This is a genomic window from Luteibacter sp. RCC_6_2, from assembly GCF_041360655.1.
Classification (GTDB): domain Bacteria; phylum Pseudomonadota; class Gammaproteobacteria; order Xanthomonadales; family Rhodanobacteraceae; genus Luteibacter.
Map to the genome: position 1 here is coordinate 67,820 of NZ_JBFUPQ010000013.1, position 17,072 is coordinate 84,891.

At 63.8% G+C, this 17,072-nt stretch carries 14 protein-coding genes; 5 read left to right on the plus strand and 9 right to left on the minus strand.

Annotated elements, in window-relative coordinates:
* Nucleotides 1–9: 9 nt before the first annotated feature.
* The 7 genes from AB6730_RS14760 to dnaA all read right to left on the minus strand — a co-directional run bounded on the left by AB6730_RS14760 (nt 10) and on the right by dnaA (nt 9,635).
* Nucleotides 10–780, minus strand: a complete 771-nt coding sequence (locus AB6730_RS14760) for a MotA/TolQ/ExbB proton channel family protein (protein ID WP_371024367.1) — start codon at nt 778–780, stop codon at nt 10–12.
* A gap of 53 nt (nt 781–833) precedes the next feature.
* Nucleotides 834–1,496 (minus strand): energy transducer TonB, encoded by a 663-nt coding sequence (locus tag AB6730_RS14765; protein WP_306848556.1) that lies wholly within the window; start codon nt 1,494–1,496, stop codon nt 834–836.
* A gap of 199 nt (nt 1,497–1,695) precedes the next feature.
* Nucleotides 1,696–2,997, minus strand: coding sequence for a tetratricopeptide repeat protein (locus AB6730_RS14770; RefSeq protein WP_371024368.1), 1,302 nt, complete (start codon nt 2,995–2,997; stop codon nt 1,696–1,698).
* Between the two features lie 285 nt (nt 2,998–3,282).
* On the minus strand, nt 3,283–5,727 hold the full coding sequence (gene gyrB / locus AB6730_RS14775) for a DNA topoisomerase (ATP-hydrolyzing) subunit B (RefSeq protein WP_371024369.1): 2,445 nt from the start codon (nt 5,725–5,727) through the stop codon (nt 3,283–3,285).
* A gap of 70 nt (nt 5,728–5,797) precedes the next feature.
* Nucleotides 5,798–6,880, minus strand: a complete 1,083-nt coding sequence (gene recF, locus AB6730_RS14780) for a DNA replication/repair protein RecF (RefSeq protein ID WP_371024370.1) — start codon at nt 6,878–6,880, stop codon at nt 5,798–5,800.
* 88 nt (nt 6,881–6,968) lie between these two features.
* Nucleotides 6,969–8,069, minus strand: coding sequence for a DNA polymerase III subunit beta (gene dnaN, locus AB6730_RS14785; RefSeq protein ID WP_371024371.1), 1,101 nt, complete (start codon nt 8,067–8,069; stop codon nt 6,969–6,971).
* A 213-nt stretch (nt 8,070–8,282) separates the two neighbouring features.
* Nucleotides 8,283–9,635: a chromosomal replication initiator protein DnaA gene (gene dnaA / locus AB6730_RS14790; protein ID WP_371024372.1), complete on the minus strand. Its 1,353-nt coding sequence runs from the start codon at nt 9,633–9,635 to the stop codon at nt 8,283–8,285.
* 190 nt (nt 9,636–9,825) lie between these two features.
* On the opposite strand from dnaA, the gene rpmH reads away from it, so the two are divergent.
* The 4 genes from rpmH (at nt 9,826) to mnmE (ending at nt 13,513) form a co-directional block, all read left to right on the plus strand.
* Nucleotides 9,826–9,960, plus strand: a complete 135-nt coding sequence (gene rpmH / locus AB6730_RS14795) for a 50S ribosomal protein L34 (protein WP_008211413.1) — start codon at nt 9,826–9,828, stop codon at nt 9,958–9,960.
* 14 nt (nt 9,961–9,974) lie between these two features.
* A complete protein-coding gene (rnpA, locus tag AB6730_RS14800; RefSeq protein WP_371024373.1) occupies nt 9,975–10,355 on the plus strand; it encodes a ribonuclease P protein component in 381 nt (126 codons plus the stop codon).
* A gap of 64 nt (nt 10,356–10,419) precedes the next feature.
* Nucleotides 10,420–12,117, plus strand: a complete 1,698-nt coding sequence (gene yidC / locus AB6730_RS14805; RefSeq protein ID WP_371024374.1) for a membrane protein insertase YidC — start codon at nt 10,420–10,422, stop codon at nt 12,115–12,117.
* A 52-nt stretch (nt 12,118–12,169) separates the two neighbouring features.
* Entirely contained in the window at nt 12,170–13,513 is a 1,344-nt protein-coding gene (mnmE, locus tag AB6730_RS14810) for a tRNA uridine-5-carboxymethylaminomethyl(34) synthesis GTPase MnmE (protein WP_371024375.1), read from the plus strand.
* Between the two features lie 78 nt (nt 13,514–13,591).
* Here mnmE and AB6730_RS14815 read toward each other — a convergent pair whose 3' ends face one another.
* Nucleotides 13,592–14,815 (minus strand): MFS transporter, encoded by a 1,224-nt coding sequence (locus AB6730_RS14815; protein ID WP_371024376.1) that lies wholly within the window; start codon nt 14,813–14,815, stop codon nt 13,592–13,594.
* Nucleotides 14,816–14,866: 51 nt separating this feature from the next.
* Entirely contained in the window at nt 14,867–15,793 is a 927-nt protein-coding gene (locus tag AB6730_RS14820) for a LysR family transcriptional regulator (RefSeq protein ID WP_371024377.1), read from the minus strand.
* 111 nt (nt 15,794–15,904) lie between these two features.
* Here AB6730_RS14820 and AB6730_RS14825 point away from each other — a divergent pair, with 111 nt between their 5' ends.
* Nucleotides 15,905–16,954 (plus strand): NAD(P)-dependent alcohol dehydrogenase, encoded by a 1,050-nt coding sequence (locus AB6730_RS14825; RefSeq protein WP_371024378.1) that lies wholly within the window; start codon nt 15,905–15,907, stop codon nt 16,952–16,954.
* Nucleotides 16,955–17,072: the final 118 nt, after the last annotated feature.

The following is a 17,072-nucleotide window of genomic DNA, read 5'->3' on the forward strand; positions in this document are numbered from 1 at the left end:
GTCAGTTCCTCACTTCTTGGCAGGTGCGACCGGCGCATTGCCTTCGACGCGGGCGCCGGTGGCGAAGAAGTCGTGCAGGTCATGCGCGAATTCGTCGAACTGGGCGTACGTCAGGCGGTTCGAGCGCATGAAGAAGTTGTACGCGAGCACGGCCGGGATAGCGGTGAACAGACCGAACGCGGTCATGATCAGCGCCTCACCGACGGGGCCGGCGACCTTGTCCATCGAAGCGGAGCCCGAAGCGGCGATACCGATCAGTGCGTGGTAGATACCCCACACCGTACCGAGAAGACCGATGAACGGAGCCGACGAACCGACCGTGGCGAGCAGGGTCAGGCCGCCTTCCAGACGCAGGCTCTCGCGAGCCACGGCCTGGCGCAGGGCGCGGTCGATGAATTCCGAACGCGACAGCGTCTCGGCGAGGCGACCACCGGCGGCAGCCTGGTGGTGAGCGACGGCCGAAGCGGCGTCGAGAGCGATCTTCGAGAACGGTTCGCCCTTCGGCTGCTCTTCGAGCATGCGGATGGCTTCCTGCGTCGACGAGGTGTTCCAGAAACCCTGGATGACCTTGTCGGCGCGCGCACGCACCATGCTGTTACGGATGAAGTTGGCGACGATGAAGTACCACGAGAGTACGGACATCACGACCAGCACCACGAACACGATCCAACCGAGGGGATCGAAGTTGTGGATCAGGTGGTCGAAGCCCATCTGCTTGAGGGCGTCGGCGTTGGAGTTTTGACCTGGATTAGCAGGCTGAGCGGAGGTGTCTTGCAACATAACGCTACCCTTGGGGAAATCAAACATTAACGGAGCAGTAAGTCGAGGAAAACTTACAGCTGGTTTAGGTTGAACGTAACGGGGACACGTGCATAGCCTTCGACGGCCTGACCGCCTCGCTTGCCCGGGTTGAATCGCCAGTTCCTTGCCGCATCCTGCGCTGCCTTGTCCAGTTCGCGGAAACCGCTGGACTGATCGATCTGGATGTCTTTCGGTGCACCGTCGACACCCACGAGGACCAGTAGTACCACCGTACCTTCATGCCGCTGACGAACCGCCTGCGGCGGATACTTTGGCGGATTACGCTGACGGTACGACAGATTCTCGCTAGGTGCGATGTCGGCCGGCGGTGCTGGCGGCGCGGGAGGCGCCGGCGGCGGTGCCGGAACAGCATTCGTGCTCGCCTCTTCGACAGCCGGCGGCGGTGGGGCCGGCGGCGGAGGTGTCGGCGGCGGCTTCACCTGCTGGATGATTTTCGGGGGCGGCTGCTTAGGGGGTTCCGGCGGCGGCGGCGGAGGAGGCGGGGGCGGCGGCGGCGGTTCGATGAAATCGACCTGTACCACCTTCTCTTTCTGCTTTTCCTGCGACTTCGGCGGCGCCATCGGCGCGACCAGCAGCAGGAAGGCAAACGAGTGCAGTGCAATGGCTACTGCCAACGCACTTGTGCGCCCCCAACTGAACGGCGCTTGGCCGGTTGATTCGTTACTTGAGGCCATCAGTCACTATCAAGAGCTAATCAAGCGGAAGTGAGCCCGCACTGCTCTTCCGGCGCTCGGCGTGTTGACATTGCCGAAAACGCAGGTTTCTGCAAGCGGAAAGATATGCAAGTTACACCAGCATATGGTGTTTGTATAGACACCTGAAGGGAGGATTTACGGCTATTCACAAGCCCCCCTTCTGGGACTTTACAAGCACTTACTTGCCGGTACCTGCGGTTTTCAACCAGGCGTTGGCCTTGGCAGACGTTTCCGGGTCCTGCGCTGCCTGTTTCATGGCGGCGATGGCACCCGGCTTGTTCTTCAGACCACGCTCGGCTTCCGCGAGCACCATGTAGGCTTGACCCTTATGTTGCACACCCTTGCTGATGGCGTCCGTCGCGGCCTTCTTGGCCTCGCCGTACTTGTTTTCCTGTAGCTGGAGGCGCGCGACGCTGAGCGTCACCTCGCCATCCTTCGCGAGCGGCGCGGCCTTCTGGTAAGCGGCCAGCGCGGCCTTCATGTTGCCGCCAGTGATCGCTGCATCGCCCTGGAGCTTGTAGACCTCGGCGCTGGGCTTGACGACGCCCTTGGCAAGACCGTCCTCGAGCACCGAGCCTGCCTTGGCGGCATTGGCTTCCTGGCGGTCGGTGTGGTCCTGGCCGTCGATCAGGTAGACCTTGGCGAGGTTCACGTACTGCTTCTCGTCCTTGAAGGCACCCGCGGCACGACCCTTCTCCATCAGCGAGATCGCTTCCGGATACTTCTGCGCCTGGATCAAGGCCGAGGCGGCGTTGTTCAGCGCGGTGGGGTCGTTCGGGTTCTTCGCCAGTTCGGCGGCGGCGAGATCGGCGGCCTTGTCACCCTGGCCGGTCTCGGCATAGCTGGCGGCGAGGATCTGGTCCCACGAACCCTGCGGCTTCGCGTCCGGCATGGACTTGGCCTTGGTGATCGCGGCGATGGCTTCCGGGTACTTCTCGAGGCGGTAATCGATGTTGCCCTCGAGGCCGTACGAGTCGGCGGTTTCCTTCTTGCCTTCGGTGCGCCATTCCTGCAGTGCCTGAAGCGCGGGAGCGTACTGCTCGTCGGCGACGAGGAACTGCACGTACATGTACTTCAGCTGGAAGTAGGTGTCGTTCGGCATGACGCCGATATCGAGCGCCTGCTTCAGCGTGGTGATCGCACCCTTCACGTCACCATCGTTGTACTTGAGGTTGGCGATGCCCTGCAGCGCGAGCGCCTGTGCGTATTTGCTGCTCGTGCCCGAACCATCGGCGAGCGGCTGCAGGATCTGAAGCGCCTTGTCCTTCTCGCCATTGTTGGCGGCATCCAGGCCTTCGTTGATGGCCTTCTGGTCTTTCTCGCTCTTGAGGTCGAGCTTGGGCTCCGTGCGGGTGGCATTCGGATACAGCGCTTCTTTCTTTTCCTTGGGAGCGGTATCGCGAGCAACCGCGGCGCCACTGACAAGGGAAAGTGCGATCGCGGTAGCGAGCGCCATCTTGATGAAGGAACCCTGTTTCATTGACTGACCTCTGTTGAAGGAGTCGTCGCACAGTGACGTGCTCCGGGGGACTACAGAGGTTAACCCGATTCGATTCCTAAGAACAAGTCGCAGTGCAAGAAAAAATTCCAAATAAAACAATCACTTGTTATAAGAATGTTGGGACTTACCGATTTATGGCCAAAAGGCTGCCTTGAAAACGGCATTTTCGTCCCCGTTACGCGGAAATGTGACGGAGCACAAAAAAACGCCCGGTCGCTGCCGACCGGGCGTTCCTGTCCCTTCCACTGGCGTGGTAGAGCGTCCTCAGATGTCGAGGTTGGCGACCTTGAGCGCGTTTGCCTCGATGAAATCACGGCGGGGTTCCACCGCCTCGCCCATCAGCATCGAGAACATCTGGTCCGCCGCGACGGCGTCTTCGATGCCCACCTGGAGCATGCGGCGCGTCTCCGGATTCACCGTGGTTTCCCAGAGCTGCTCCGGATTCATTTCACCCAGGCCCTTGAAGCGCTGGATCGTGCGGCCCTTCTTGGCTTCATCGAGCAGCCAGTTGCGCACCTCGGCGAAGCTGAGCACGCCACGCGAGGCATTGCCACGACGCACCACCGCGCCGGGCTGCAGGCCCAGTTCGGCCAGCTGCTGCGAGATGGACTGGATCGCGCGGAACTCGGTACCGCCGAAGAAGCTCTGCGGCATGATCCACGTATGGCTGAGGCCATGCTGCATGCGCTCGACCTCGATGGCCGCGCCCTGCTGCTCGTTCAGGGCCGGACGGAAACGCAAGGCATAGGTGGGCTTGCCCAGGCCGCTGGCACTGAGTCGCTGGGCGATGCCGTCGAGCCATGCCTGCATGCGTGCCGGATCGGACCATAGCGCCTCGTTCATGGGCACGTGCTCGATCATCGCCGTGAGGGTCACGGTGTCGAAGCGGTGGCTGAGGCGCGCGATCTGGTCTAGCGAAGCCTGGTAGTCGCGCAACAGCTTTTCGAGGGTCACGCCATCGATGCCGGGAGCGCCTTCTTCCGGCGTCAGCGAGGCGTTGTCCACGGCGCTGGCGATCAGGTACTCGTTGAGGACGGTGTCGTCCTTGATGTACATCTCCTGCTTGCCCTGCTTCACCTTGTACAGCGGCGGCAGGCCGATGTAGACGTGCCCACGCTCGATCAACTCGGGCATCTGGCGGTAGAAGAAGGTGAGCAGCAGCGTGCGGATGTGCGAGCCGTCCACGTCCGCGTCGGTCATGATGATGATGCGGTGGTAGCGCAGCTTGTCCGGGTTGTATTCGTCCTTGCCGATGCCCGTGCCCAGCGCGGTGATCAGGGTGCCGACTTCGGCGGACGAGATCATCTTGTCGAATCGGGCCTTTTCCACGTTGAGGATCTTGCCCTTCAACGGCAGCACGGCCTGCGTACGACGATTGCGGCCTTGCTTGGCCGAGCCGCCGGCGGAGTCACCCTCGACCAGGAACAGTTCGGACAATGCCGGGTCCTTCTCCTGGCAATCGGCGAGCTTGCCCGGCAGGCCCGCGATGTCGAGCGCACCCTTGCGACGGGTCATCTCGCGGGCCTTGCGAGCCGCTTCACGCGCACGCGCGGCGTCCACTGCCTTGGAAGCGATGTTGCGGCTCTCGGCCGGGTGCTCGAGCAGGAACTCGGCGAGTTTCTCGTTGATGACCTGCTCTACCGCCGTCTTCACCTCGCTGGAAACCAGCTTGTCCTTGGTTTGCGACGAGAACTTCGGGTCCGGCACCTTCACCGAAAGGACGGCGATCATGCCTTCGCGCATGTCGTCGCCAGACAGGCCGACCTTGGCGTTCTTCGCCAGGCCTTCCTTCTCGATGTAGTTCTGCAGGGTACGCGTCAATGCGGCGCGGAAACCCGTGAGGTGGGTGCCACCGTCTCGCTGCGGAATGTTGTTGGTGAAGCAGAACATCGTTTCCTGGTACGCGTCCGTCCACTGCATCGCCAGCTCGACGGTGATGCCGTCGATCTGCGAGCTGAAGCTGATGACGGTCGGGTGCAGCGCGGTCTTCAGCTGCGCCAGGTGCTGCACGAAGGACTTGATGCCGCCTTCGTACGCGAAGATGTCCTTTCGTTCGTTGCGCTCGTCGACCAGCTCAATCGTGACGCCCGAGTTGAGGAAGGCCAACTCACGCAGGCGCTTCGCCAGGATGTCGTAATGGAATTCGATGTTGTTGGTGAACGTGGCCGGGCTCGGCAAGAAGCGCACCATGGTGCCGCGACGGCTCGTGTCGCCGAACACGGCGATCGGGGCGACCGGTTCACCGTGGGCGTACTCCTGGCGATGTTCCTTGCCCTCGCGCCAGATGGTCAGCCAGAGCCTGGAACTGAGCGCATTGACCACCGAGACGCCGACGCCGTGGAGACCACCGGAAACCTTGTACGAGTTCGCGTCGAACTTACCACCCGCATGGAGCACGGTCATGACCACTTCGGCCGTGGACCTGCCCTCTTCCGGATGGGTATCGACCGGAATGCCGCGGCCGTTATCCGCCACGCTGACGGAGCCATCCTGGTGGATGGTGACGGTGACGTAGTCGCAGTAGCCGGCAAGGGCTTCGTCGATGGCGTTATCGACGACTTCGAACACCATGTGGTGCAGACCCGTACCGTCGTCGGTGTCGCCGATGTACATGCCTGGACGCTTGCGGACGGCGTCCAGGCCCTTCAGGACCTTGATGCTGCCGGAGTCATAGGCGTTCGAATTCGTCGGATCGAGAGGTTCGTTCATGCGATGCCTGGTGATGGCGCTAGAGTGCGGTCCCGATGCGGCGCGGAAAAGCTTCGGGACAGTCGGTCGATTATAGCAAAGCCGTGACGGCACCCTGTTCCACGTGGAACATCGTGACGGACTGATCGGCAAGGGCGGACGGGATCTCGGTACCCGTGATAAAGACCTGCGCATCGCGGCCCAGAAGCTGCGCGACAACCCACTCTTGATGGGTACGATCGAGCTCGGATGCAAGGTCGTCGAGGCAGACGACAGGCCATTCTCCGCGGATTTCAGCGTGAAGGGAGGCCTGCCCGAGCAGGCAGGCCAGGGCACACAGTTTTTCCTGCCCGCGGGAAAGATGTTCCCGCAACGGGGCCTGTTCGAATGCGATGGAGAAGTCCGCGCGATGCGGCCCTACCGTGGTATGGCCCCTCGCCAGGTCGCGCAGCCGTCGTTCGGCCAAAGTGGTGGCAAGGTCAGCCGCTTCGTCCCAACCAGGCCGATAGCGCACGGAGAATTCGCCGAGTTCGGGAAGGACATTCGTGGTGAATCCGCGGATGTGGGGGATCAACCGGTCCAGATACCCTCTCCGGAAGTCCGTCATGCCCTCTCCCGCAGCGGCCAACTCCGCTTCCCACGGCTCCAGGAGTCCCCCGTCCAGCGGACCGCCGGCTCGAAGCAGCGCATTCCTCTGTTTCAGTGCCCTCTGGTACCGGCGCCAATGGTTCACGAAAGCATGTTCCACGTGGAACAAACCCCAGTCGAGGAACCGGCGGCGCTCGTCCGAGGCTCCCGCGATCAGGTCGTGCGAGCCCGGTTCGAAGCACACCACGGCGCATTCTTGAACCAGTGCGCCAAGCGACGCGGCGGAATCCCCGTCGACACGGGCCTGCCACCGCCCTCCTTCGCGACCCAGGCCGAGCCGGCGTGTCCGGCCGTCCTCGGAGCGCACCTCGGCAAAGACCGAAAGAGCGCTGGAACCCCGCTTCAACAGGACGTCGCGGGAGCCGGCTCGGAACGAGCGGCCATGGGACAGCAAGTAGGCCGCCTCCAGCACGCTGGTCTTGCCGGCGCCGTTCGGGCCAACGAACACGTTGATCCCGGCTGCCGGCGTCAACGACACCGATTCCAGGCAACGCAATCCGGCTATCCGCAGCGACTCGAACTTCATTCCCAGCCTTTCCCCGTCCAAAACGAACGACGCCGGGGTGTCGAAGACATCCCCGGCGTCGTGGGCCGAACTTTAACGTGCCTGCCCGTCAGAGGCGAAGCGGCATCACCACATGGCGAGCTTCTTCGTTGCCCTCTTCCTGCAGGAGGCAACTCGACTGGGCGTCTCGCAGGTTGATGCGAACCTTGTCGCCTCGCAGCGCCCCGAGTGCGTCCAGCAGGTAACCCACGTTGAAGCCGACGGCGAGATCATCGACGACGGTCTCCGCTTCGACTTCTTCCTGGGCTTCTTCCTGCTCGGGATTGTGCGCCACGATCTTGATACGACCAGGGGTGAGTTCGAGCTTCACGCCGCGGTACTTCTCGTTCGACAGAATCGCCGCACGCTGCAATGCGCTGCGCAGCACATCTCGCTCGATCGTCGCCGTCTTGTCGGCACCCAGCGGAATCACCGCCTCGTAGTCGGGGAAGCGGCCGTCGATCAGCTTCGAGGTGAAAACAACTCCGCCGCGGCGTACACGCAGGTGGTTCCGACCGAACTCGAGTTCGACCGACCCCTCGCCGGCCTCGAAAAGACCGATGAGTTCGTTGACACCCTTGCGCGGGATGATGATCTGACGGCGGGCGGAAACCGAGCTTTCAAGCTTGGTTTCCTTCAGCGCCAGGCGGTGGCCATCGGTGGCCACGCAGCGCAGCGTGTGTTCCTGCAGATCCAGCAACATGCCGTTCAAGTAATAGCGCACGTCCTGGTTCGCCATGGCGAACGCGGTGCGATCCATCAGGTCACGCAAGACTTCTTCCGGCAGCGTGACCCGTTCCACCAGTTCGATTTCGTCGATGGTCGGAAATTCGCTGGACGGCAAGGTGGCCAAGGTGAAGCGGCTGCGGCCCGCGTTGAGCGCGATCCGCTCGCCATTCAACTTGATGTCGATCTTCGCGCCGTCGGGCAACGCACGAACGATGTCGAACAGCTTGCGCGCTGGAATCGTGATCTCGCCTTCCTGCACGCCGTCGGCGGCGGTGGTGGCGATCATCTCCACTTCGAGGTCGGTGCCCGTGAAGGACACCTCGCTACCGGAGGCGCGCACCAGAAGGTTTGCCAGCACGGGCAGCGTCTGGCGGCGTTCCACCACGCCCACCACCTGCTGCAGGGGTTTGAGCAGTACTTCCCTCTGGATGCTAAATTGCATGCGTCCCCTACTCCTGCTTTTAAGTTTTTAAGATTTTAATAGTGGTAGTTGTAGGGCCGGTGGATATCTTGAGAAGTCTAAAAAAATACTACTATTCAAAGACTTGTTCAGAGATATCGACTGGCCCAGACACGCGATTTCATGTGGGTGCCTTGTGGATAACTTCAGGCCTCAAAACCGTCCTCCGTCCATCCACCTATTATCCACAGGTTCTCAGCCCGTCAATATACGGATGAGCTGCTCCCAGTCCTGGCGCATGCGCACGTCTTTTTCGCAGAAGCCGCGGATCGTGCGGCAGGCATGCAGCACCGTCGTGTGGTCGCGGCCGCCAAAGGCTTCCCCGATCTCCGGCAGGCTGTGCTCGGTCAATTCCTTGGACAGCGCCATGGCCACCTGCCGGGGGCGCGCCAGGGAGCGCACACGCCGTTTGGAGAGCAGGTCCGAGAGGCGCACCTGGTAGTAGTCCGCCACCGTCTTCTGGATATTCGGCACGGTGACCGCCTGCGCGTGCGTGTTAAGCAGGTCGCGCAGGGTTTCCTCGGCGAAGTCGGTGGTGATGGGCTTGCGGTAGAAGTTGGCGCGGGCGGCGAGCGTATTGAGCGCGCCCTCGAGGTCGCGCACGTTCGAACGGATGCGCCGGGCGAGCAACATCGCAACGTCCTCGGACACTTCCATGCCCTTGTCCGACGCCTTGGAAAGCAGGATGGCCGCGCGCGTCTCGAAATCCGGCGGCTCGATCGCCACCGACAAGCCCCAGCCGAGGCGCGACTTCAATCGCGGCTCCAGCTTGTCGAGTTCCTTCGGGTAACGGTCGCAGGTGAGGATGATCTGCTGCTTCGCCTCGAACAACGCGTTGAAGGTATGGAAGAACTCTTCCTGCGTGGTGTCCTTGCCGGCGAAGAACTGGATGTCGTCGATCAGAAGCGCGTCCACCGAGCGGAAGCGGCGCTTGAAGTCGTCCATGTTTTTCTGTTGCAGCGCCTTCACCATGCCGCTGACGAACTGCTCCGAGCGCAGGTACAGCACCTTGGCTCCGGGGTTGTTCTGCATCAGCAGGTTGCCGGCGGCGTGCATCAGGTGCGTCTTGCCCAGGCCCGTGCCGCCGTACAGCAGCAGCGGGTTGTATGCGCGGCCGGGATTCATCGCCACTTGCATCGCCGCGGCCTTGCCCAACTGGTTCGATTTGCCTTCCACGAAGGTCTCGAACGTGTAATGCGGGTCGAGGTTGTGCACGTGCGGTGGCTCCGGCGCCGCTTCCGGCGCGCGTGGCGATGCCGGCATCGAAGCGTGCGTGGCCGAAGCCGGGCGCATGGGCGCGGGGCGGCCGCCGGACGAACCGACTTCCAGGCGCACGGGCAGGGCGCGGCCCGTCAGGTGTTCCACGATCGACTGGATTTTCACCAGGTATTGCTCGCGCACCGTATCCAGCGAATAGGGATTGGGCGCGTACAGGAACAGGCCGGTCGGGTCCTCCCGCGGCTGCAGGGGCATCAGCCAGGTATGGACATCCTCGGCGCTCAATTCGCCTTCAAGACGCTCGAGACAGCGTCTCCAGAGATCACTCATCGGGTATTCTTGCCACAGAAGGGGCGCATGCGCGCGGGGTGGACGACGAAGTCTACCAGCGTCCGGCCCCTCGCCGGAGTCCGCGGGTCCGTGGTCTTCACCTTGAAGCCGTGCCCAAACGGTTGACAGTCCTCGCGAATCTCGGCCATACTTTCCGGCCATATTCAATCTTCACCCGGATGTAAGCGCCATGAAGCGTACTTTCCAGCCCAGCAAGCTCAAGCGCGCCCGCACCCACGGCTTCCGCGCTCGTATGGCCACGGCCGACGGCCGCAAGATCCTCAACGCGCGCCGCGCGAAGGGTCGCAAGCGCCTGATCCCGTAAGCGGCTCGCCTGTCGTGCGTGCCGCAGCCTTGCCGCGCGATGCGCGGCTTCGCCGCGCCGCCGACTTCGCAGCGTTGCGAACAGTCAGCGGTCGCCTCGGCGGCCGCTGTTTTCTTTTGCGCTTCGGAAACAACGAGCTCGACACCGCCCGGCTCGGCCTGGCCATATCCAAGCGCTGTTCCAAGCGCGCCGTCGACCGCAACCGGATCAAGCGCCTGGCACGTGAGGCATTTCGCCACGCACGCCCCGCCCTGCCACCCGTCGATATCCTGGTCATGGCCCGCGACAGCGCGGTCAACGAGACCGGCGCCGTGCTGCTGGCCGAGCTCGACGCCCTGTTCCGCCGTATCCGGCCGTTGAAGCGCGAGGGTGCCGACGGCACAATCGCGCGTTGACCTTCCCGTCCTCCCCGCCTTTCCCGGCCATCCGGCCGTGGCGCCATTCGGATCTGGCCCTGCAATGAATCAAACGCGCACGCTCCTCTTCTTCGCGCTCATGTTCGTGGCGTACCTGCTGTGGACGGAATGGGAGAAGGACTACGGTCCCCAACCCGCCGCTCCGACGCCGGCGGCCCAGACCGATGCCGGCAAGCCGAACACGGACAGCAGCATTCCCGGTGCCGCCGCGCCGGCCAAGGTGCCGGGTGACACCACCGCCCCTGCCGAGGAAGGCAAGGCCGAGCTGGTCACCTTGTCGAACGACGTGCTCCGCCTGACCATCGACACCCGTGGCGGCAGCATCGTCCGTTCGGAACTGCTGGCCTATCCGAACGAGCCGGTCACCAAGAAGAATCCCAGCCCGCCGCCGGCACGCCTGCTCGACGACGAGGCCGCGCATTTCTTCGCCGCCCAGGATGGCCTGGTCAGCAACACGGGCCCCGCGCCCGACCATCGCGCGTTGTTCCATGCGGAGAAGACCCAGGCCGCGTTGGCCGATGGCGAGAAGTCGGTGAGCATCGACCTCACCTGGACCGATCCGTCGGGCCTCAAGGTGGTGAAGCGCTATAGCCTGAAACGCACCGACTACGTGGTCGATCTCGACCAGCGCGTGGAGAACGGAACGAGCACGGCATGGACGGGCAACGCCTATCACCAGCTGCAGCGCGTTCCCGCCGAGAAGGTGAACTGGTTCAAGGCTTACACCGATCCGGCCCAGCACAGCTTCTTCGGCGCCGCGTGGTACAGCCCCGAAAACAAGTTCGAATCGCTGCCTTTCCTCGATTTCGCCAAGAAGCCGGTCAACCGCCAGATCACCGGTGGCTGGATCAGCATGCTGCAGCATTACTTCTTCGTCGCCTGGATCCCGCCGGCCGACCAGTCGGTGAACTACAGCAGCACCATCGTCGATCCCAACTCGGCCACGCCGCGTTATCTCGTGCGTGCGTTCGGTCCCACCCTCCAGGTGGCGCCGGGCCAGGCCGTGGACAGCGTGGCGCGCCTGTACATCGGTCCGAAGCTGCAAGGCACGCTCGATGTCATCGCCCCGGGCCTGGAACTGACCAGCAATTATGGTTGGCTGACGATCATCGCCCAACCGCTGCACTGGCTGCTGTCGCAGCTGCACGCGATCAGCGGTAACTGGGGCGTGGCGATCATCCTGCTCGTGTTGCTGATCAAGGCCGCGTTGTACAAGCTCACCGATGCGCAGTTCCGCTCCGGCGCGCGCATGCGCAAGTTGCAGCCGCGTGTCGCCGCGCTCAAGGAGCGTTACGGCGACGATCGCATGAAGATGCAGCAGGCCATGATGGAGCTGTACAAGAAGGAGAAGGTCAACCCGATGGCGGGCTGCCTGCCCATCCTGATCACTTTCCCGATCTTCATCGGCCTGCTCCGCGTGTTGTCCGAGTCCATCGAACTGCGTCATGCGCCGTTCTTCGGCTGGATCCACGACCTCTCGGCGCCCGATCCGTTCTATGTGCTGCCGGTGCTCTACTTCCTGGTCACGCTGCTCACCCAGCGCATGATGCCGACCGCAGGCATGGACCCGACCCAGGCCAAGATGATGAAGGTGATGCCGTTGATCTTCGGCGTCTTCTTCGCCTTCTTCCCTTCGGGCCTCGTGCTCTACTGGACCGTGAACGGCGCCACCAGCCTGCTCCAGCAGTGGTGGATCAACCGGAGCGTCGACAGGGCCGATATCAAGGCCAAGACGGCGTGATCACCGGGCGGCGCGTCGAAAGACGCGCCGCTTCGCTATCGACAGGTAAGCCATGAACCACGGTGAAGACACCATCGCAGCCATCGCCACGGGTGCCGGCGCGGCCGGTGTCGGCGCGGTTCGTGTTTCGGGTCCCCATGCGCCGGCGATCGCCCGCGCCATGCTGGGACGCGAACCGGTACCGCGTCATGCGTACTTCGCCGCGTTTCGCGATGGCGACGGTGAGCTGATCGATCGCGGCATCCTGCTTTATTTTCCTGGCCCCGCGTCGTACACCGGCGAACACGTGCTCGAACTGCAAGGGCACGGCAGCACGGTGCTCCTCGACGCGTTGCTTCGCCGGACGATCTCGCTCGGTGCCCGCCTCGCCCGGCCGGGCGAATTCACCGAACGCGCCTTCCTCAACGGTAAGCTCGATCTCGCCCAGGCGGAAGCGGTGGCCGACGTCGTCGCCGCCACGTCCGAAGCGGGCGCGCGCGCCGCGTTGCGCTCGATGGAAGGCATGTTTTCCGCGCGCGTGGACGAACTGCTCGGCGAGTTGATCGCGCTACGCGTGCATATCGAGGCGGCCATCGATTTTCCCGAAGAGGAAATCGATTTCCTCGCCGATCCGGTGATCGGACGGAACCTTGCCGCGTTGCGCGTGAACCTCGATACCCTGTTGGTCGAAACCCGCCGCGGTGTGCGCCTCAACGACGGCATCGTGGTGGCCATCGTGGGACGCCCGAACGCGGGCAAGTCGAGTCTGTTGAATGCGCTCGCGGGTCAGGAGCGCGCCATCGTCACCGATATTCCCGGTACGACCCGCGACGTGCTGCGCGAGTCGGTCAGCATCGACGGCGCCACCTTCGAGCTCGCGGATACAGCGGGTCTTCGCGAGTCCGACGATATCGTCGAACGCGAAGGCATCCGTCGCGCGCGCGCGCAACTCGAACGCTGCGATGTCGCGCTACTCGTCACCGACGATGAGCATGCGAATGAGGACCTCGCCTTCTTCGAGGGCACGCCAGGCCACGCCACCCGCGTCGTCATCATCAACAAGATCGACCTGTCGGAATCGGTGGCCCATCGCGAACAGCGTGACGGGCACGAAACCCTCTGGCTCTCCGCACGCACGGGCGAAGGCTTGGATCGGCTACGCGCGATGTTGCGGGACCTGGCGACCGCCGGGGCCGGTGAAGGCGCTTTCAGCGCGCGGCGTCGTCACGTCGTGGCGCTCGAATCGGTGCGCGACTATCTGGATCGTACGGCTATCGCCTTGCACGACAGCCATGCCGGCGAACTCGCTGCTGAAGAATTGCGTCATGCGCAGCAGGCGCTCGGTGAGATCACGGGGACGTATTCATCCGACGATCTGCTTGGGGCGATATTCGGTTCGTTCTGTATCGGGAAGTGAGGTGGGATCAATCGCGGACAGGGTCCGCTCCCACCGAGCGTGGAGCTTTCCGAAGTCTGTAGACCGGTCGGCTCTTGGTTAGCAGTGCTCTGGCGTCATGGCGATAGCGCGGCGCTCGTTGGCGACGGAAACCGACCAGATCGCCAACCCAGCGACCGCCAGCAAGCTGCCGACCCATCCCGGCGACGTCCACCCATACCCATGCGCGATCGCCAGCCCGCCGAGGAAGGGCCCCAGTGCGTTCGCCGTATTGAATGCCGAGTGATTGAGCGAAGCAGCCAGCCCCTGCGCATCGCCCGCGACATCCATCAGCCGCGTTTGCAAGACGGTGCCGAGTGCGCCGCCGATACCGATGAGAAAGACGTCGAGGCCGAGTGTCCAGACATTGGCGGCGGCCAGTGGGAACAGCGCAAGCATCACCATGCTCCACACCAGCAAGCCACCGGCGGTGCGCATCAGCGCACGGTCGGCGAAGACGGGCACCACCATGTTGCCGACGGTCAGGCCCACGCCGAAGATGCCGATCACCCAGGGAACGGTGTGCAAGGGCATGTGCGTGACGGAGAGGAGGATGTCCGCCAGATACGTATAGACCGCGAACATGCCGCCGAAGCCGATGGCTCCGATGGCGAGGGTGAGCCACACCTGCGAACGCTTCAGCGCACCGAGTTCCCGTAGCGGGCTGGCGTCCTTGTCCGCCGCGACTTCCGGCGCGAACACCGCGACGGCCGTCATCGTCGCGATGCCGAGTACCGCGACCAAGGCGAACGCCCAACGCCAGCCCACCGCCTGGCCGAGCCAGCTGGCCAGCGGCACGCCTACCACCGTCGCGAAGGTCAGGCCGAGGAACATCTGTCCCACGGCACGGGTCCGCCGGTTCGCAGGCACAAGGGATGAGGCGACCAAGGCCGCGACACCGAAGTAAGCCCCGTGCGGCAGTCCCGCGAGGAATCGGAACACCAGCATCCAGTGGTAGTTCGGCGACAACCCGGTGAGGCCGTTGAACACCGTGAACATGGCCATGAGGATGAGCAACAGCTTGCGCCTGGGCACGCGCGCACCCAGCACCGTCATGATCGGCGCACCGACCACCACGCCCAGGGCATAGGCGCTGATGACGTGGCCCGCAGTGGGCGCGTCGATGCCGAGCCCCTGCGCGAACAACGGCAGCATGCTCATCGAGGCGAACTCGGTGGTGCCGATGGCGAAGCCGCCCACGGCCAGGGCAAGGATCACCAGGCCGACATGGGGGGCGCGGACGGGCGGCGTGCCCGGAGCGATCGCGGGAGCGGTAGAGGTCATGGGTGGCCCGGGACGAGGGGCGCATCGCCGTGGTGCGACGCAGCATGCCGTCTAGGATACGCCCGGTGCCGGGTCGGTCGCCACCGTCCAGCGGGCGTCGCGGACGAATTCCACGAAGGCCCGCAGGGCCGAGGTCACCCGCCGCTGCCGCGGGTAATACAGCATGAAGCCCGGGTACGGAGGGCACCAGTCCTCCAGGACGCGAACCAGCTTCCCTTCGCGAACGAGGTCCGCCACCTGGTCTTCCAGCACCAGGGTCACGCCGATGCCGGTAAGGGCGGCCTCGACGGAAAGGCGGAAGTCGCCAAAGGTGACCCGGCCGCGCACATCCAGGTCGAGCTTCGTGGCGCCTTGCTCGAATTCCCACTTGTAGAGACGCCCGCTGGGAAAGCGAAAGCGGATGCAGTCGTGCTGGAAGAGGTCGTTGGGATGCTTGGGAATGCCGTGCGTGGCGAAGTATTCCGGCGACGCGACGCAGGCACCCCGCTGCTCGCCTCCGATCGGCACCGCGATCATGTCTTCGGGCACCGCCTCGAGGAAGCGGATGCCCGCGTCGAAGCCGAGCGCGACGATGTCGACCAGGCTGTCGTTGTCCACCGCCTCGAAATGGATGTCCGGATAGGTGGCGAGGAATCGGGGCAGGAGGTCCGGCAGCAGCAGCTGGGCCGTGACCCGGGGCATGTTGATGCGCAAGGTACCGGCGGGTGTCGCGCGGAAGTTGTTCATTTCCTCCAGCGCTTCGTTGACATCGGTGAGCGCGGGCTGCAACCGCTCGAGCAGGCGCTGCCCCGCCTCGGTCAGCGAAACGCTTCGCGTGGTCCGGTGGAACAAGGTCACGCCCAACCGTTCCTCGAGCCCTCGGATCGCGTAACTGATCGCCGAGGTCGACAAGGTGAGTTCCGCCCCGGCCTTGCGAAAGCTGGCGTGGCGGGCGACCGCGGCGAACGCGGCGAGATGGGAAAGATTGTCAGGGCGCATGATTGTGAAGGATAACTCAACGATTCATCCCGTAATCCCCGTTGGAAGGAACGATTGTTGAACCCTTATCGTTGCCGGCTACCGAACCACTCCAGAAGAGGATGACTCCCCATGTTCGAAGTCCGCGGATTCGCCGCCCCCCAGGCAAAGGCACCCCTCGTTCCCTTCAAGGTTCCCCGTCGCGATGTCGGCGCCCATGACGTCCACATCGAGATCCTCTACAGCGGCATCTGCCACTCCGACCTGCACCAGGCCCACAACGACTGGGGCAATTCCATCTACCCGATGGTCCCGGGCCACGAGATCGTCGGCCGGGTGAAAGCCGTCGGCTCGGCGGTGAAGAAGTTCAAGGTCGGCGACTACGCCGGCGTCGGTTGCATGGTCGACTCCTGCCGCGAGTGCGAGTCGTGCAAGCGCGACCTCGAGCAGTACTGCCTGAACCACACGAGCTTCACCTACAACGGCACGGAACAGGACCGCAGCACGCCGACCTATGGCGGCTATTCCACCGATGTCGTGGTCGAAGAGCGTTTCGTGGTGAAGGTGTCCGAAAAGCTCGACCTGAAGGCTGTCGCGCCGCTGCTTTGCGCGGGCATCACCACGTATTCGCCGCTGCGCCACTGGAACGTCGGCCCCGGACAGAAGGTCGGCGTCGTCGGCCTCGGTGGCCTCGGCCACATGGGCGTGAAGTTCGCCAAGGCGATGGGCGCGCACGTCACGATGATCACCACCTCGGCTTCCAAGGGCGCGGACGCGAAGCGCCTCGGCGCCGATGCCGTGCTGCTCTCCACGGACGCCGAAGCGATGAAGGCGGCCGCCGCCAGCTTCGACTTCCTGCTCAACACGGTGCCGGTGTCGCACGACCTGAATCCGTACATCAACCTGCTCAAGCTCGACGGCACGATGGTGCTGGTTGGCGTGCTGACGCCTATCGACGGCATGATCGGTGGCGCCCTGATGCTCCCGCGCCGCACGATCGCCGGCTCCGCCATCGGCGGCATGGCCGAGACCCAGGAAATGATGGATTTCTGCGCCGAGCACAACATCGTGTCGGATATCGAACTGGTCGACATGGCGTCGATCAACGAGACCTTCGTGCGCCTGGTGAAGAACGACGTGCGCTACCGCTTCGTGATCGACATGGCGACCATGCCTGCCTGAAGCGACCGACGTTCGTGACCGGGGCAGCTCCCATAGGCCGCCCCGGTCGTGAGCACTATTCGGCGATGACCAACCCGGGACTACCCGCTATCGTCGAAGCGAATCCCAAAGGACTCCG

Excerpts from the sequence above, each read along its gene's own strand:
- AB6730_RS14760 (WP_371024367.1), bottom strand. The coding sequence starts at position 780 with ATGTTGCAAGACACCTCCGCTCAGCCTGCTAATCCAGGTCAAAACTCC.
- AB6730_RS14765 (WP_306848556.1), bottom strand. The coding sequence starts at position 1,496 with ATGGCCTCAAGTAACGAATCAACCGGCCAAGCGCCGTTCAGTTGGGGG.
- AB6730_RS14770 (WP_371024368.1), bottom strand. The coding sequence starts at position 2,997 with ATGAAACAGGGTTCCTTCATCAAGATGGCGCTCGCTACCGCGATCGCA.
- gyrB (WP_371024369.1), bottom strand. The coding sequence starts at position 5,727 with ATGAACGAACCTCTCGATCCGACGAATTCGAACGCCTATGACTCCGGC.
- recF (WP_371024370.1), bottom strand. The coding sequence starts at position 6,880 with ATGAAGTTCGAGTCGCTGCGGATAGCCGGATTGCGTTGCCTGGAATCG.
- dnaN (WP_371024371.1), bottom strand. The coding sequence starts at position 8,069 with ATGCAATTTAGCATCCAGAGGGAAGTACTGCTCAAACCCCTGCAGCAG.
- dnaA (WP_371024372.1), bottom strand. The coding sequence starts at position 9,635 with ATGAGTGATCTCTGGAGACGCTGTCTCGAGCGTCTTGAAGGCGAATTG.
- rpmH (WP_008211413.1), top strand. The coding sequence starts at position 9,826 with ATGAAGCGTACTTTCCAGCCCAGCAAGCTCAAGCGCGCCCGCACCCAC.
- yidC (WP_371024374.1), top strand. The coding sequence starts at position 10,420 with ATGAATCAAACGCGCACGCTCCTCTTCTTCGCGCTCATGTTCGTGGCG.
- mnmE (WP_371024375.1), top strand. The coding sequence starts at position 12,170 with ATGAACCACGGTGAAGACACCATCGCAGCCATCGCCACGGGTGCCGGC.
- AB6730_RS14815 (WP_371024376.1), bottom strand. The coding sequence starts at position 14,815 with ATGACCTCTACCGCTCCCGCGATCGCTCCGGGCACGCCGCCCGTCCGC.
- AB6730_RS14820 (WP_371024377.1), bottom strand. The coding sequence starts at position 15,793 with ATGCGCCCTGACAATCTTTCCCATCTCGCCGCGTTCGCCGCGGTCGCC.
- AB6730_RS14825 (WP_371024378.1), top strand. The coding sequence starts at position 15,905 with ATGTTCGAAGTCCGCGGATTCGCCGCCCCCCAGGCAAAGGCACCCCTC.